This window comes from Streptomyces sp. 184 (genome assembly GCF_045781775.1).
Lineage (GTDB): Bacteria > Actinomycetota > Actinomycetes > Streptomycetales > Streptomycetaceae > Streptomyces.
In genome coordinates, this window is sequence record NZ_CP123230.1 from 7,403,964 (window position 1) to 7,419,218 (window position 15,255).

General features: G+C 73.1%; 13 protein-coding genes. 2 read left to right on the forward strand and 11 right to left on the reverse strand.

The annotated features are described in order from the left end of the window. Window positions 1-107: 107 nt before the first annotated feature. From QBL21_RS31460 to QBL21_RS31510, 11 genes are all read right to left on the reverse strand, one after another. Window positions 108-1,124 carry a Gfo/Idh/MocA family protein gene (locus QBL21_RS31460; protein ID WP_407565618.1) on the reverse strand — a complete coding sequence of 339 codons (1,017 nt, stop codon included), beginning with the start codon at window positions 1,122-1,124 and terminating at the stop codon, window positions 108-110. A gap of 52 nt (window positions 1,125-1,176) precedes the next feature. Continuing rightward, the gene (locus tag QBL21_RS31465; RefSeq protein ID WP_407565619.1) at window positions 1,177-2,118 is read right to left on the reverse strand and encodes a TIM barrel protein; all 942 of its coding nucleotides are present in this window, start codon (window positions 2,116-2,118) and stop codon (window positions 1,177-1,179) included. 87 nt (window positions 2,119-2,205) lie between these two features. Then, a complete protein-coding gene (locus QBL21_RS31470) occupies window positions 2,206-3,708 on the reverse strand; it encodes a CoA-acylating methylmalonate-semialdehyde dehydrogenase (RefSeq protein WP_407565620.1) in 1,503 nt (500 codons plus the stop codon). A 106-nt stretch (window positions 3,709-3,814) separates the two neighbouring features. Then, complete coding sequence (gene iolD / locus QBL21_RS31475; protein WP_407565621.1) at window positions 3,815-5,713, reverse strand: 3D-(3,5/4)-trihydroxycyclohexane-1,2-dione acylhydrolase (decyclizing); 1,899 nt, start codon at window positions 5,711-5,713, stop codon at window positions 3,815-3,817. After that, window positions 5,710-6,615, reverse strand: coding sequence for a 5-deoxy-glucuronate isomerase (gene iolB / locus QBL21_RS31480; RefSeq protein ID WP_407566631.1), 906 nt, complete (start codon window positions 6,613-6,615; stop codon window positions 5,710-5,712). The genes iolD and iolB overlap by 4 nt, the downstream gene beginning before the upstream one ends. Before the next feature lie 32 nt (window positions 6,616-6,647). Beyond that, complete coding sequence (locus QBL21_RS31485; protein ID WP_407565622.1) at window positions 6,648-7,535, reverse strand: aldolase; 888 nt, start codon at window positions 7,533-7,535, stop codon at window positions 6,648-6,650. Window positions 7,536-7,743: 208 nt separating this feature from the next. Beyond that, a complete protein-coding gene (gene iolC / locus QBL21_RS31490) occupies window positions 7,744-8,721 on the reverse strand; it encodes a 5-dehydro-2-deoxygluconokinase (protein WP_407566632.1) in 978 nt (325 codons plus the stop codon). A gap of 23 nt (window positions 8,722-8,744) precedes the next feature. Beyond that, window positions 8,745-9,569, reverse strand: coding sequence for a carbohydrate ABC transporter permease (locus tag QBL21_RS31495; RefSeq protein WP_407565623.1), 825 nt, complete (start codon window positions 9,567-9,569; stop codon window positions 8,745-8,747). Continuing rightward, complete coding sequence (locus QBL21_RS31500) at window positions 9,566-10,468, reverse strand: carbohydrate ABC transporter permease (protein WP_018836104.1); 903 nt, start codon at window positions 10,466-10,468, stop codon at window positions 9,566-9,568. Before QBL21_RS31500 ends, QBL21_RS31495 begins: the two co-directional genes overlap by 4 nt. Beyond that, window positions 10,468-11,904: an extracellular solute-binding protein gene (locus QBL21_RS31505; RefSeq protein WP_407565624.1), complete on the reverse strand. Its 1,437-nt coding sequence runs from the start codon at window positions 11,902-11,904 to the stop codon at window positions 10,468-10,470. The genes QBL21_RS31500 and QBL21_RS31505 overlap by 1 nt, the downstream gene beginning before the upstream one ends. Window positions 11,905-11,919: 15 nt before the next feature. After that, window positions 11,920-13,020 carry a carbohydrate kinase family protein gene (locus tag QBL21_RS31510; RefSeq protein ID WP_407565625.1) on the reverse strand — a complete coding sequence of 367 codons (1,101 nt, stop codon included), beginning with the start codon at window positions 13,018-13,020 and terminating at the stop codon, window positions 11,920-11,922. 118 nt (window positions 13,021-13,138) lie between these two features. Between QBL21_RS31510 and QBL21_RS31515 the strand changes: the two genes are divergently transcribed. After that, window positions 13,139-13,897, forward strand: coding sequence for a DeoR/GlpR family DNA-binding transcription regulator (locus tag QBL21_RS31515; protein WP_407565626.1), 759 nt, complete (start codon window positions 13,139-13,141; stop codon window positions 13,895-13,897). After that, window positions 13,894-15,225 (forward strand): 6-phospho-beta-glucosidase, encoded by a 1,332-nt coding sequence (locus QBL21_RS31520; protein WP_407565627.1) that lies wholly within the window; start codon window positions 13,894-13,896, stop codon window positions 15,223-15,225. The genes QBL21_RS31515 and QBL21_RS31520 overlap by 4 nt, the downstream gene beginning before the upstream one ends. Window positions 15,226-15,255 lie beyond the last annotated feature (30 nt).

A 15,255-nucleotide genomic window follows, 5' to 3' on the forward strand; every position in this document is an offset into this window, starting at 1 on the left:
CCTACCCCCTTCGGACACGTCTGCTGACTCCAAGAGACGTGCCGGAGGCGGGCGGGGTTCCCGCGGCCCGGCCCCTCCCCCCGCGGTGGGGGCCGGGACCGCGGGGGTCAGGCGTAGAACGCCGGGCGTTCCACGAGGTCCACGTCCACCACCGCGCCGGTGCGCTGCGCCTCGACCGTCGCCGCCGCGACCGCGGTGGCGGCGTAGCCGTCCCAGGCGCTCGGGCCGGTGGCCGCGCCGGCGGCCACCGAGTCGACCCACGCCTGCACCTCGATGTCGAACGCCTCGGCGAAGCGCCCGCCCCACTCCTGGTCGATCTCCGTGCCCACCCGGGCCGCCGCGCGCACCTCGGCGCGCGCCGGGTCGGGCAGCCGGACGAGGCCGGTCTCGCCGACCGTCTCGCACCGGATGTCGTACCCGTACTGGCAGTTGACGAAGACCTCCAGGTCGATACGGACCCCGCCGGCGGTCTCGAAGAGCATGAACTGCGGGTCCCGCAGGTGCGGGAAGCGGCGCTCGGTGGCGCGCGGCAGGATGACCTGCGCCGAGACGATCTCGTCGTCGAGCAGCCAGCGGGCGGCGTCGATCTCGTGCACGCCGGTGTCCTGCGCGGCCATCTCGGTGGTGTAGCGCTCGGGCGCGGACCGGTTGCGGTGGGCGCAGTGCATCATCAGCGGCCGGCCGATGCCGCCGTCGGCGATGACGCGCTTCAGCTCCCGGTAGCCCGGGTCGTAGCGGCGCATGAACCCGACCTGCACGAGCCGCCGCCCGTACGCCTCCTCCGCGGCCAGCACGCGCAGCGCGTCCTCCGCGGTGGTGGCGAGCGGCTTCTCGCACAGGACCGGCTTGCCCGCGGCGATCGCGGCGAGCACGTGCTCGGCGTGGGCGGCGTGCCAGGACGAGACCAGCACGGCGTCCACGTCGTCGGCGGCGATCAGCGCCCCCGCGATGTCGGTGGCGGCGGCGACCCGGGCGCCGCCCGCCTCCGCCGCGGCCTTCTCGGCCAGCGCGGCGTCGATGTCGGCGACGGCGCTGACGCGGGCACCGCTGATGTGGCGGGTGATGCGCTCGATGTGCTCGCGGCCGATGGCGCCGGTGCCGACGACTCCGATGCGTACGGTCATGACTTCTTGCTCCTCAGTACTCGTTCTCAGCGGGCCGCCTCGGCGGGCCGCTTCAGCGGGGGCGGCGCGTGCCGCTCAGGCCGACGCCCGCCAGGTAGTCGCGGGTACGGACCGCGATCGGCAGCGGCACCTCCGGCGCACACGGCCACAGGTCCTGCTCGACGACCACGAACAGCTCCGCGTCCAGGCCGGACAGCGCCTCGACGATGTCCGCCGGGTTCGGCACGCCCGCGGGCGGCTCGACGGCCACGCCGCGGCTGACGGCCTCGCTGAACGACAGGTTCTCGGCCCGGACCTGCTCGATGATCACCGGGTCCATCTGCTTGATGTGGACGTAGCCGATGCGCTCGGCGTAGCGGCGGATCAGGTCGAGGTTGTCGCCGCCGCCGTACGCGACGTGGCCGGTGTCCAGGCAGAGGTTGGCGTAGCGGGAGTCGGTGGCGTTCAGGAAGCGCTCGATCTCCGGCTGCGTCTGGATGTGGCTGTCGGCGTGCGGGTGGACGACGAGGCGGACGTCGTAGTCGTCCAGGAGGATCCGGCCTAGGTCGTCGGCGGCCTTGCCGAGCGCCGTCCACTGCTCGGCGGTCAGCTCCGGCGGCTCGGTGAAGTCGCCGGTCTTCTCGTCGCGGAAGAGCGGCGGGATGAGCACGAGGTGGTGCGCGCCCGCGGCGGCGGTCAGCTCGGCGACGCGGCGGACGGCGGCGAGCGTCTCGTCCCACTCGGCGGGGCGGTGCAGGGCGCCGAAGATCGTGCCGCCGGAGACCTGGAGGCCGCGGTCGGCGAGTTCGCCGGCGAGGCGCTGCGGGTCGGTGGGCAGATAGCCGTACGGGCCCAGCTCCAGCCACTTGTAGCCGGTCTCGGCCAGCTCGTCGAGGAAGCGGGTGTACGGGACCTGGTGTTCCTCCTCGGGAAACCACACCCCCCAGGAGCAGGGGGCGGAGCCCAGGCACAGATTTCCGGCGGCGGTGCGCGGGGCGCCGGGTGCGTTCGTCATGAGGGTGCGGCCTCTCGGTGGTCGGGGGCTCGTAACGGGCTGCGGGAGCGGCTCGGTCGGCGGCTCGGTGGCGGCTCAGTTGGCGGCTCAGTTGGCGGTCGGGAAGGCGAACGCCGCGCCGCGGGCCGCCGGGTTGCCGCCGGCGGGCCAGCGGGTGGTGACGACCTTCGGGCGGGTGTAGAAGCGCACGCCCTCCGGGCCGTGCACGGGGCTGTCGCCGATGAGCGAGTCCTTCCAGCCGCCGAAGGAGTACGCGGCCATCGGCACCGGCACCGGCACGTTGATGCCGACCATCCCGACGTGCACCCCGCGCTGGAAGCGCCGGGCCGCCTCGCCGTCGCCGGTGAAGAGCGCGGTGCCGTTGCCGTACGGGTTGGCGTTGATGAGCGCGATCGCCTCGTCCAGGGTCCCGACGCGGATCACCGCGAGCACCGGGCCGAAGATCTCGGTGCGGTACGCGTCCATCGTCGCGCCGACGTGGTCGAGCAGCGTCGGGCCGGTGAAGAAGCCCTCCTCGTGCCCGGCGACCTTCAGCTCGCGCCCGTCGACCACGACCGTGGCGCCCTGCGCCGCCGCCGAGGCGACGGCGCCGCCGACGCGCTCCTGGGCGGCGCGGGTGACGAGCGGGCCCATCTCGCTGGCCGGGTCGTCGCCGGGCCCGACGCGCACCGCGCGCGCCTTCCGCTCCAGCACCTCGACCAGCGGGTCCGCCGCCTCCCCGACCGCGACGGCGACGGAGATCGCCATGCAGCGCTCGCCCGCGGAGCCGTAGGCGGCGGCGACGAGCTGGTCGGAGGCGAACTCCAGGTCCGCGTCGGGCAGCACGACGGCGTGGTTCTTCGCGCCGCCGAGCGCCTGGACGCGCTTGCCGGCGGCGGTGGCGCGCTCGTGCACGTACGTGGCGATGGGTGTGGAGCCGACGAAGGAGACGGCGGAGATCCCGGGGTGGTCGAGGATCGCGTCGACCGCGGTCTTGTCGCCGTGGACGACGTTGAACACGCCGTCGGGCAGCCCGGCGTCCGCGTAGAGCTGCGCGACGAGGTTGGATGCGGACGGGTCGCGCTCGCTGGGCTTGAGCACGAAGGTGTTGCCGGTGGCGATGGCGATGGGGTGCATCCACAGCGGCACCATCGCGGGGAAGTTGAACGGGGTGATGCCCGCGCACACCCCCAGCGGCTCGCGGAAGGAGAGGACGTCGACGCCGCGCGAGTACTGGTCGGAGTAGCCGCCCTTGAGGGCGTCGGCTATCCCGCAGGCGTACTCGACGACCTCCCGGCCGCGGACGATCTCGCCGCGCGCGTCGGAGACCACCTTGCCGTGCTGCGCGGAGATCAGGCGGGCCAGCTCGTCCTCGTGCCGGACCAGCAGCTCGCGGAAGGCGAACATCACCCGCATCCGCTGGGACAGCGAGCTGTCCCGCCAGGTGTCGTACGCCTTGGCCGCCGCGCTGACGGCGGCGTCGACGTCGGCGCTCTCGGCGAGCAGGACGCGGGCCTGCTCGCGGCCGGTGGCCGGGTCGTAGACGGGGGCGGTGCGGGTGGAGGAGGCGGCGGTGAGCCCGCCGGCGATCCAGTGCTCGATCGTGTGCATGAGGGTCTCGCTTAACTTGCCGGGGAAGTGCAGGGGTTGCCGGGGATCGGGATCGGGATCGGGGCCGGGACTTGGACCAGGACCAGGGCCAGGACCGGGGTCGCGGTCAGAGATACGGGCGCTGGGCGCGCTTGCCGTCGCGGTACTCCTCGTACGCCTTGCGCGTGGACTCCAGCTCGGAGACCTCGCTGACGGGCACGTCCCACCACGCGGAACCCGGCGGGTTGGGCCCGGTCAGGTCGGTGACGACGTGCACCACCGTGGTGCGCTCCGCCTCCCTGGCCCGTACGAAGGCGTCCCGGAACTCCGCGACCGTCGTCGCCCGCAGCACGTCGGCGCCGAGGCTCGCGGCGTTCGCGGCCAGGTCCACCGGCAGCGGGTCGCCGTCCAGCTCGCCGGTGTCCGGGTTGCGGCCGGCGTAGCGGGTGCCGAAGCGCTGCGAGCCCAGCGACTCCGACAGCGCGCCGATGGACGCGAAGCCGCCGTTGTCGACGAGGACGACGACCAGCTTCAGCCCCTCGGCGACCGCGGTGACGATCTCCTGGGAGAGCATCAGGTACGAGCCGTCGCCGACGAGGACGACGACCTCGCGGTCCGGCGCGGCCAGCTTCACGCCGAGGCCGGCGGCGATCTCGTAGCCCATGGTGGAGTAGGCGTACTCGACGTGGTACGCCTTCGGGTCCCGCGCCCGCCAGAGGGCCTGGAGGTCGCCGGGCATGGAGCCGGCGGCGTTGATGACGACGTCGCGGTCGCCGGCCAGGTCGTTGACCGCGCCGAGGATCTCGGTCTGCGCGGGCGGCGGGCCGTGGCCGCGCCCGGGGTGGTAGACGGCGTCGGTGGTGCGGCGCCAGGCGTCGGCGAGTTCGCGTACGCGCGCCCGGTGGGCGTCGTCCACCTGCCAGTCGGCCAGCTCGGCGTCGAGCGCTTCCAGGCCCGCGCGGGCGTCCGCGACCAGCGGCTCCGCGGCGTGCTTGACGGCGTCGAGGCGGGCGACGTTGAGGTTGACGAACGCCACGTCGGGGCGGGCGAAGACGGTGCGGCTGGCGGTGGTGAAGTCGCTGTAGCGGGTGCCGACGCCGAGGACCACGTCGGCCTCGGCGGCCAGCGCGTTGGCGGCGGCGGTGCCGGTGGAGCCGAGCGCGCCGACGGCGCAGGGGTGGTCCCAGGGCACGGCGCCCTTGCCTGCGTGGGTGTCGGCGACGGGGATGCCGGTGCGTAGCGCGAACGCCCGCAGCTCCTCCCACGCCTCGGAGTACACCGCGCCGCCGCCGGCGACGAGCAGCGGCCGGCGGGCGCCGCGCAGCAGCGCGACGGCGCGGGCCAGCGCCGCGGGCTCGGGCGCGGGGCGGGGCACGTGCCAGACCCGGCGGCGCAGGAACGCCACCGGCCAGTCGTACGCCTCGGCCTGCACGTCCTGCGGCAGCGCGAGGGTGACGGCGCCGGTCTCGGCGGGGTCGGTGAGCACCCGCATCGCGGCGAGCGCGGCGGGGACGAGCTGCTCGGGGCGTTCGACGCGGTCGAAGTACGCGGAGACCGGGCGGAGCGCGTCGTTGACGGACACGTCGCCGTTGCGCGGGTCTTCGAGCTGCTGGAGCACCGGGTCGGCGGCCCGGGTGGCGAAGACGTCGCCGGGCAGGAGGAGGACCGGCAGGCGGTTGGTGGTTGCGAGGGCGGCACCGGTGACCATGTTGGTGGCGCCGGGGCCGATGGAGGAGGTGCAGGCGTAGGTCTGGAGCCGGCCCGCCATCTTGGCGTAGGCGGTGGCGGAGTGGACCATGGCCTGCTCGTTGCGGGCCAGGTGGTACGGCAGGTCCGCCTCACCGGTACGGGCCGCCTGGAGCAGCGCCTGCCCGACGCCGGCGACGTTGCCGTGGCCGAAGATGCCCCACATGCCGGGGATCAGCCGCCGTTCGACGCCGTCGCGCTCGCTGTACTGGTTGGCCAGGAAGCGCACCAGCGCCTGCGCGGTGGTCAGCCTGACGGTCTGCGCGTGGTCCGTACTCATCGCGTCCCTCCTCCGAACGGCAGCCTCGGGTCGGTCTCCTGGTCGTCCCAGGTGCTGCGGATCCAGCCGTGCGCCGGGTCGTCGCAGATCAGCCAGGCCCGCTCGGCGCCGGGTCCGGCCATGACGTTCAGGTAGTACAGGTCGTAGCCCGGCACGGCCATCGACGGCCCGTGCCAGCCGTGCGGGATGAGCACGGTGTCGCCGCTGCGCACCTCGGCCAGCACCTCCAACGGCCGCTCCGCCGTGCCGTACACGCGCTGGTACGCCATGCCGGGGCCGCCGTCCGGGCCGTCGGCGACCTCGAAGTAGTAGATCTCCTCCAGCTCGCTCTCCTCGCCCGCGCGCGCCTCGTCGTGCTTGTGCGGCGGGTACGAGGACCAGTTGCCGCCGGGGGTGAGCACCTCGCAGACCAGCAGCCGGTCGGCGTCGAAGGTCTGCGGCAGGCAGTAGTTGTGCACCTCGCGGCTGCACGTGCCGGCGCCGCGCAGCTCCACGGGCACGTCCTCGGCGGGCCCGTAGCGCACCGGCAGCCGCCGCTCGCAGCGCGCCGAGGGCAGCGCGAACCGGCCGCCGCCGGGGCTGGCGATGCGGACCTCGGCGTCGCGCGGCACGTACGCGAAGTCGGTGGGCGCGCCGAAGACGCCGTCGCGGCCGGCGAGGGCGAGGCGCTCGCCGGCCGCCTCGACGGTGCACCCGCCGGCGAGGGGGAGCACGAGGTGCTCGGCGTCGCCGGTGGCCAGGGTGCGGCTCTCGCCGGGGGCGAGTTCGAGGATGCGCAGGCCGGAGTAGCCCCAGCCGGCGGAGCGGGGGGTGATGACCGTGCGGTACGGGCCGGAGGCCGCGTCCCCGCCGCGTACGTACAGGTTGCCGTGCCCGTCGCTTGTCCTGTCTGTTTCGTTCATGCCGCTCATGCCGCTCATGCCGTTCGTACCGCTCACAGCAAGCTCACCGCCCGGTCCACTGCCCCGCTCACGTCGCCGTCCGCCGGATACAGCAGCGAACGGCCCACCACCAGTCCCTGTACCCCCGGCAGCCGCAACGCCCCCCGCCAGGCGTCGAACACCGCGCGCTGGCTGTCGGCCCCGCCGGCGTCGCCGCCGAGCAGCAGCACGGGCAGCGTGGTCGCGGCGACGACGCGCTCCATCTCCGGCACGACGGGCAGCTTCAGCCACGTGTACGCGCTGCGCCGGCCGAGGCCGGAGGCGATGGAGACGGACTTGACGACGGCGTCCGGGGAGAGGTCGTTGCGTACCCGGCCGTCTTCCCAGCGGGACAGGAACGGCTCGACCATCGCGATCAGCCGCCGGTCGGCGAGCGCGTCGACGGCGCGGGCACTGGATTCCAGGGTGGCGGCGGTGGCGGGGTCGTCCAGGGCGATGCGGGTGAGCATCTTGCCGCCGTCGAAGCCCATGGCGTCGATGGTTTCGGCGTCGTACCCGGTGAAGCGGTCGTCTATCTCGAACGCGGAGCCGGCGAGGCCGCCGCGGTTCATCGAGCCGAAGACGGTCTTGCCGTCGAGGACGCCGAGGAGGAGCAGGTCCTCCAGGATGTCGGCGGTGGCCAGCACGCCGGTGACGCCGGGGCGCTCCAGGGCCAGGCACAGCCGCTCCAGCAGCAGCCCGCGGTCGGCCATGGCGTTGACGTCGCCGCCGACGGCGTTGGCGCCGCGGGCGGGGTGGTCGGCGGCGATGATCATTGCCCGGCCCGGGTCGCCGCTGCCGAGCGGCGAGGCCGCGGGGCGGCGGGCGGCTGCCGCGACGGCGACGGCCTCCGGGTTGTGGACACGGGTGGCGGTCAGGTCGCCGGTCTTGTCAACGCTCATGCCTGGGTCTCCGGGGAGTGGGCGCGTACGCGGGTGGGCACAGTGGTCGCGGTGGTCGCGGTGCGAACCTCGATCGTCGCACCGGTCACCGTCGTCCGCTGCGTACGCGGCTTGTCACAGGGGCGCCCTACCCTTGGGCGGGTGCGCGGGGGACGGGCGTCCGGGGGGATGTCCTGGGGGTCGTGCGGACGTACACGCGGCGGACGGGTCACACCTCCGCTCCCGCCGCGCGCAGCCGGGCCTCCACCTGCGCCGCCGTCGGCATCGCGTCGGAGCACGCCAGCTCCCCCGCCACATGGGCTCCCGCCGCGTTGGCGAAGGCGATCGTGCGGTCCAGCGCCCAGCCCTCCAGCATCCCGTGGATCAGCGCCCCGCCGAAGGCGTCGCCCGCGCCGAGGCCGTTGACGACCTCCACCGGCACCGGCGGCACCTCCGCCTCCGCGCCGTCGCGGTGCACGGCCAGCACCCCCCGCGGGCCCTGCTTGACGACGGCCAGTTCCACCCCCGTCGCCAGCAGCGCCCGCGCCGCCGCGCGCGGCTCGCGCTCCCCCGTCGCGACCGCGCACTCCTCCAGGTTGCCCACGGCGACCGTCGCGTGGGCCAGCGCCTGCCGGTACAGCCCGCGCGCCGGGCCGTCCGCCGACTCCCCCGCCCCCTCGGGCCAGAACATCGGCCGCCAGTCCAGGTCGAAGACGGTGTGCGCCGCGCGCCCGCGCGCTTCGAGCGCCGCCAGCGTCGCCGCCCGCGAGGGCTCCTCGCACAGCCCGGTGCCCGTCATCCAGAACACCCGCGCCGCGCGCACCGCGTCGAGGTCCAGCTCGTCGACCGCCAGGTCCAGGTCGGGTGCCTTGGGGTAGCGGTAGAAGTAGAGCGGGAAGTCGTCCGGCGGGAAGATCTCGCAGAACGTCACGGGCGTGGGCAGCCCCGGTGAGGTGCCGACGAAGTCGGTGCCGACCCCGTATCCGCGCAGCGCGTCGCGGACGAAGGTGCCGAAGGGGTCGGCGCCCGTCTTCGTGATCACCGCCGCGCCGTGCCCGTAGCGGGCGGCGGCGACGGCGACGTTGGTGGCGCTCCCGCCGAGGTACTTGCCGAACGTGCTGACCTCCGCGAGGCCGACGCCGGTCTGGAGTGGATAGATGTCCACCCCGACCCGCCCCATGGTCACCACGTCGTACGGCTTCGGCATCGGCACTGCCACTCCCAACTCCCTTACTCCTTCACTGCTCCGGTGAGCATTCCCTCGATGAACCGCCGCTGGAGCGCGATGTACACGACCACCACCGGCAGCGCGATCAGCACGGCCGCCGCGGCGAGCAGCGAGGTGTCCGAGGTCTGCTGCCCCTGGAAGAAGGCCAGGCCCAGCGGCACCGTGCGCAGCCCCTCCTCGCTGATCATCACCAGCGCCATCAGGAACTCGTTCCACGTCCACATGAAGGTGATGACGATCATCGTGGTGATCGCCGGCCGCCCCATGGGGACGAGGATCCGCCACAGCGTCGTGAAGCTGTTCGCCCCGTCGACCCGCGCGGCCTCCATGACGGACTGCGCGCTGTTGCGGAAGTACGTCCGCATCCAGAACACGCCGAACGCCAAGGACTGCGCGGTCTGCGGCAGGATCAGCGCCCAGTACGTGTCGGTGATCTCGTAGTGCCGCAGGTCGAAGTAGAGCGGTACGACCAGCGCCTCCTGCGGCAGCGTCAGGCCGATGACGAACACGTAGAACAGCACGTTCGAGCCGGGGAAGCGCATCACGCCGAAGGCGTACGCCGCCAGGATCGACAGCACGGTGGCGACCGTGACCACCACGACCGCCACGAGGATCGAGTTCCCCAGGTACGTGCCGAAGTGCCCCTGGCTCCAGGCGTCGGAGAAGTTGCTCCAGCTCAGCCCGCCGTCCGGCAGGGAGAACCCGGTGTTGAGCGAGCCCTTCTCGCCGAACGCGGTCGACAGGATGCCGATCACGGGGGTCAGCGAGATGACGGCGAAGATCGAGAGGATGCCGTAGGTGAAGGTGCGTTCGATCCTGGTGCTCATGAGCGGCGTCCTTCGACGAGCCGGGAGACCGTGACGGTCAGGGTGAAGATCAGCACGGTGAGCGCGACGCCCACGGCCGCGGCGGAACCGACCTGGTTCAGCTCGAAGGCTCGGTGGTACACCTCGTACGCCGGCACGGAGGTGGCCTCGCCGGGGCCGCCGCTCGTCATGACGTAGATGAGGTCGAAGTTGCGCAGCCCGGCGACGATCGTCAGGGTCAGCGCGACCGCGATCTCGGCGCGCAGCGCCGGCAGCGTGACGGCGAAGAACTCGCGGAACGCGCCCGCGCCGTCCAGCCGTGCGGCCTCGTACAGCTCCTTCGGGATGCGCTGGGCACCGGCGAGGAACAGCACGAGACACAGACCGGTCATGACCCAGGTGCCGACGATGCCGACCGCGGGCAGCGCCCAGTCGTAGTCGCCGAGCCAGGGCCGGGCCAGGGAGTCCAGGCCCACGCCGCGCAGCACGTCGTTCAGCAGCCCGTCGGGGGCGAGTATCGACTGCCACGCGACGCCGACGACGACCATCGCCAGCACCTGCGGGAGGAACAGCACGGTGCGGAAGAACGTCATGCCCCGCACCCGGATCCGGGACATGGCCGCCGCGAGCAGCAGGCCGATGCAGACCGGGAGCGCCGAGTAGAAGATCAGCAGCACCAGCGCGTGCCCGAAGGGGGCGCGCAGCGACGGGTCGGTGAAGATGTCGGAGTAGTTGGAGAAGCCCGCGGAGGTGGCCCGGGTCAGGCCGTCCCAGTGCAGGAACGACAGCCACACCGACTGCCCGAACGGGACGAGCAGGAACAGCGCGTAGATGACGAGCGCGGGCAGGACGTACAGGTACCCGACCGCGCGTGGTTCGCCGGGCGCGCGGCGGCCGTAGCCGGCGGTGAGGGACTTCATCACGACCCCGCAGGCTCGGCGCCGGCGTCGTCGCCGCGCTGCTTCTCCATGAACGGCCCGTAGTCGTCCTGGAGCTTCTTCGCGAAGCCGTCGGGCGAGGTCTTGCCGGCGATGAGGTCCTGGAGCGCGGCGGAGGTGGTGTCGTAGAACGTGGGCGTCGAGTAGTCCAGGTACGGGACCAGGCCGTCGTCGTCGTTCAGCCGCTTCCACGCCGCGATCATCTGGCCGTCGGGGCTCTCCGGGTCCACCTCGTCCGCGGCCTTGCCGGGCACCGCGGGCAGCACGCCGTTCTCGGTCATCACGTCGGCGGCGTGCTCGTTGGTGATGAAGTCCAGGTACGCGGCGGCGACCTCGGGGTGCGCGGACTTGGAGGTGACGGACCACGACAGGCCCTGGCCGCCGGTGGTGGTCGGGTTGCCGCCCTCGGTGGCGGGCGGCGGCGCCATGACGCCGAGGTTGTCGCCCATGGGCTTCTTCAGGTCGGCCTGCAACCAGGTGCCGGCGATCAGGTATCCGCCGTCGCCGCCGGCGAACTGCTTGTAGGCGTCGTCGTAGCCGCGGCCGTTGGCGTCCTTGGGCAGGTAGCCCTTGTCGATCCAGTCGGCGAGTTCGGCGGCGGCGTCCTTGGTGTACGCGTTGTCGAAGCCGTCGCCGCGGCCGAGGACGGTGTCGCGTGCCTCGGCGGCGCCGTGCTGGTCCTGGAGTACGCCGAAGTTGTGGATGGCGGGCCACTGGTCGAGGTTGCCGAACTGGATGGGCAGCTCGCCCTCTTCCTTGAGCGTGCCCAGGCTGTCGGTGAACTCCTTCCAGGTCTTCGGCGGCTCGATGCCCGCGTCGGCCAGCTTCTCCTTGTTGTAGTAGACGCCGATGAACTCGCCGGTCTGGGAGATGCCGTAGAGCCTGCCGGTGCCGAACTGCTTGCCGTCGGCGGAGACCCGGTTGAGGTTCAGCAGGGTGTTGGGATAGCGCGTGTTCCAGTCGTACAGGCCCGCGTAGTTGTCGAGCGGCATCAGCAGCCCGGCCTGCACGAAGGCGACCATGTCGGGGTAGCCCTGGTTGGCCTGGACGACGTCCGGCGGCCGGTTGCCCGACAGCGCCAGCTTCAGCGTCGTCTTGAGGTCGTCGAAGCTCCGGGAGACCCGCTTGATCTTGACGTTCGGGTACTTGTCCTGGAACTCCTTGTTGAGCTGCTCCAGCTCGGCGTTGGTGCCGCCGCGGACCTCCTGGTCCCAGACGGTCAGCGTCACGTTCCCCGCCTTCGACGGGTCCGGTAGACCGCCCGCGCCGCCGGCGCCGCCGCCCTCGACGGCACCGGAGCCGTCGGTGCCGGGCACGCAGCCGGCCGCTATCACGGCAAGACCCGCGGCGAGCGCGGCGGACGCCACGGCCCTCGGCCGGGTCCGCTTTCTACCGCCGCCCTTGTTGCGCAATCCCATCAGAACTCCTTCGTTCTACTCGTCCCGGAAGCCGATGGTCGGAATCGCCCGCCGGCGCGGACGGCTCCGCACCAGGGCCGGGACCAGGCCGTCCAGGAAGTCGTACCGCCGGGCCACCTCGGCGGCGTCCGCGTCGCCGGCCTTGGCGCGGGCGGCGGCCTCGATCCACCATGCGGCCACCTCCGTCCAGTCGGGCGCGGACAGCGAGCCGCCGAAGTGCTGCACGGACAGCGCGGCGGTGAGGTTGGCGAAGGCGAGCCGGTCGGCGAGCGGCCAGCCCGCCAGGGTCCCGGTCATGAAGCCGGCCACGAACACGTCGCCGGCACCGGTCGGGTCGAGGGCGTCCACGAGCAGGCCGGGGACGTCGGCGGTCTCGCCGGTGACCCCGTCCACGGCGACCGCGCCGTCGGGGCCCTTGGTCACCACGGCGATCGGCACCAGCTCGGCGAGGGCGCGTACGGCCTGCTCCGGCGATTCGGTGCGGGTGTACTGCATCGCCTCGGCGGCGTTGGGCAGGAAGGCGTGGCTGTAGCGCAGCCCGGTCAGCGCGGCCAGGTCCCAGCGGCCGGTCTCGTCCCAGCCGACGTCGGAGAAGACCTGCGAGCCCTGCTCGTGCGCGTGCCGCACCCACGCCTCGTCGCGGCCCGGCTCCAGCGACGCCACGACGGAGCGGGCACGCGGCAGCGTGGCGCAGACGGGCGCGGGCGCGGGGTGCTCGTGCGTCACCATGGTGCGCTCACCCTCGTACGCCATGGAGACCGTGACCGGCGAGTGCCAGCCGGCCAGCCGCCGCGACGGGCCGAGGTCCACGCCCTCGCTCTCCGACAGGCTCTCCCAGCAGTAGTCGCCGTAGAGGTCGGTGCCGAAGCTCGCGCAGAGCGTGGTGCGCAGCCCGAGGCGGGCGAGCGCGGTGGCCATGTTCGCGATGCCGCCGGGGCTGGAGCCCATGCCGCGGGCCCAGTTCTCGCTGCCGCGCACGGGCGCGCCTTCGAGACCGGTGAAGACGATGTCCATGAACACGGTGCCGGTGAGGAGAACGTCGTGCTCAGGATCGCCGGGAGCCCGTGTGCCCGCCAGCGGGTCGATCGCTGTGCGGACCGCCGAGGGAGTGCTCAACGGCGTGTCCTTCCTGCTCGTGGTTCACATTGAGCGACACCTTGCACCGCCGCGACGGATTTTGCAAGAGGTCACTCACACTCGCGCAAACTCGCTCAGGTGGAGTACATTGCGGTCCATGCTGCGAGAGACGCGCCACGAGAAGCTGCTCAGCATCCTCGGCGACGAGGGCGTGCTGCCCGTACGGGAGATCGCCACGCGGCTCGGCGTCAGCGAGGCCACGGCCCGCCGCGACCTCACCGAACTGGGCCGCGCCGGCCGCCTCACGCGGGTCTACGGCGGCGCCGTAGCCGCCCGCGCGGACGACGAGCGGCCCTTCGCCGAGGTGGCGGTCGACGACCCCGGCGGCCGGGAGGCCGTCGCCACCCGCGCCGCGGAGCTGGTCGAGGACGGGGACGTGGTGCTGCTCGACATCGGCACCACCACGCTGGCCCTGGCCCAGCGGCTGCGGGGCCGCCCTGTGACCATCGTCACCAGCAATCTCGCGGTCTACGAGGAACTGCGCGACGACCACGCGGTCACCCTGATCCTGCTCGGCGGCGAGGTCCGGCGGAACTACCGCTCGGTCGTCGGCGTACTCACCGAGTCCAACCTCCGTGAGCTGTACGTCGGCCGCCTCTTCCTCGGCGCCAGCGGGATCCTCCCCGACGGCAGCGTGCTCGACAGCACGCACGTCGAGGTGCCCGTCAAACGCGCCATGATCAAGGCGTCCCGGCAGGTGGTGCTGCTCGCCAGCGCCGGCAAGTTCCCCGGCGACTCGGGGCTCGTGCGCATCTGCGGCCCCGAGGACGTGCACATGCTCATCACGAACACGTCATCGGACCCGGCGACCCTCGCCGCCTTCGGCGAGGCCGGTGTGGAGGTAATCACGGTATGAGGCTGACAGTGCTGGGCGGCGGCGGGTTCCGCGTGCCGCTGGTGTACCGGGCCCTGCTCGAAGACAGCGGCGACGAGTCAGGTCGGTGCGCCGAGCTCGTCCTGTACGACACGGAGCCGCGGCGTCTGGAGGCCATCGGCGCCGTCCTCGCGCAGCACGCGGCGGACGCGGCGGCCAGAGGCGCCCGGCCACCGGCGGTCCGTACCACCACCGACCTCGACGACGCCCTGCGCGGCACGGACTTCGTCTTCTCCGCCATCCGCGCCGGCGGCCTCGAAGGCCGCAGCCTCGACGAGCGCGCGGCGCTCTCGGAGGGCCTGCTGGGCCAGGAGACCGTGGGCGCCGGCGGCGTCCTGTACGGGCTGCGCTCCGTACCCGCCGCCATGCACATCGCCGAGCGCGTCGCGGCGGTCGCCCCGAACGCCTGGGTCATCAACTTCACCAACCCCGCCGGCATGGTCACCGAGGCCATGCAGCGCCTCCTCGGCGACCGGGTCATCGGCATCTGCGACTCCCCCGTCGGCATGGCCCGCCGCGCCGCCCGCGCCCTGGGCGTGGACGCCGAGCGCGCGGAGCTGGACTACGTGGGCCTGAACCACCTCGGCTGGCTGCGCCGCATCGTGGTCGACGGCGAGGACCGCCTCCCCGCCCTGCTCGCCGACCCCGCGTCGCTGGAGTCCTTCGAGGAGGGCAAGCTCTTCGGCGCCGAGTGGCTCCAGGCGCTGGGCTCGCTGCCCAACGAGTACCTGCACTACTACTACTTCAACCGCGAGGCCATCAGCGCCCTGCGCGACGCCCCGGCGACCCGCGGCGAGTTCCTGCGCGAGCAGCAGGCGGCGTTCTACGCCGCCGCGGCGGCCGACCCCGGCGAGGCGGCGGCGGTGTGGGAGCGTACGCGCAAGGAGCGCGAGGCGACGTACATGGCGGAGAGCCGGGAGAGCACCGGCGGCTGGCAGCGCGACACCTGCGACCTGGACGGCGGCGGCTACGACCGCGTGGCCCTGGCCCTGATGCGCGCCATCTCCCGCGACGAACGCTCCACCCTGATCCTCAACGTCCCCAACCGCACCACGATCCCCGGCCTGGACGCCGACGCGGTCATCGAGGTCCCCTGCCGCGTGGACGCGGCCGGCGCCCACCCGATCCCGACGCGCCCGGCGGCGGCGGACCAACTGGGCCTGATGCTGACGCTGAAGGACGTGGAACGCGCCACGATCGCGGCGGCGGACACCGGCAGCCGCGCGAAGGCCCTGCGGGCGGTGGCACTGCACCCGCTGGTCGACTCCGTGAACGCGGCGGACCGCATCCTCACGGCCCGGGGGATCTGACGGCGGACCCGTTCGTCAAGGGAGCGCCGG

Excerpts from the sequence above, each read along its gene's own strand:
- QBL21_RS31460 (WP_407565618.1), bottom strand. The coding sequence starts at position 1,124 with ATGACCGTACGCATCGGAGTCGTCGGCACCGGCGCCATCGGCCGCGAG.
- QBL21_RS31470 (WP_407565620.1), bottom strand. The coding sequence starts at position 3,708 with ATGCACACGATCGAGCACTGGATCGCCGGCGGGCTCACCGCCGCCTCC.
- QBL21_RS31520 (WP_407565627.1), top strand. The coding sequence starts at position 13,894 with ATGAGGCTGACAGTGCTGGGCGGCGGCGGGTTCCGCGTGCCGCTGGTG.
- QBL21_RS31485 (WP_407565622.1), bottom strand. The coding sequence starts at position 7,535 with ATGAGCGTTGACAAGACCGGCGACCTGACCGCCACCCGTGTCCACAAC.
- iolB (WP_407566631.1), bottom strand. The coding sequence starts at position 6,615 with ATGAACGAAACAGACAGGACAAGCGACGGGCACGGCAACCTGTACGTA.
- QBL21_RS31505 (WP_407565624.1), bottom strand. The coding sequence starts at position 11,904 with ATGGGATTGCGCAACAAGGGCGGCGGTAGAAAGCGGACCCGGCCGAGG.
- QBL21_RS31465 (WP_407565619.1), bottom strand. The coding sequence starts at position 2,118 with ATGACGAACGCACCCGGCGCCCCGCGCACCGCCGCCGGAAATCTGTGC.
- QBL21_RS31515 (WP_407565626.1), top strand. The coding sequence starts at position 13,139 with ATGCTGCGAGAGACGCGCCACGAGAAGCTGCTCAGCATCCTCGGCGAC.
- iolC (WP_407566632.1), bottom strand. The coding sequence starts at position 8,721 with ATGCCGAAGCCGTACGACGTGGTGACCATGGGGCGGGTCGGGGTGGAC.
- iolD (WP_407565621.1), bottom strand. The coding sequence starts at position 5,713 with ATGAGTACGGACCACGCGCAGACCGTCAGGCTGACCACCGCGCAGGCG.
- QBL21_RS31500 (WP_018836104.1), bottom strand. The coding sequence starts at position 10,468 with ATGAAGTCCCTCACCGCCGGCTACGGCCGCCGCGCGCCCGGCGAACCA.
- QBL21_RS31495 (WP_407565623.1), bottom strand. The coding sequence starts at position 9,569 with ATGAGCACCAGGATCGAACGCACCTTCACCTACGGCATCCTCTCGATC.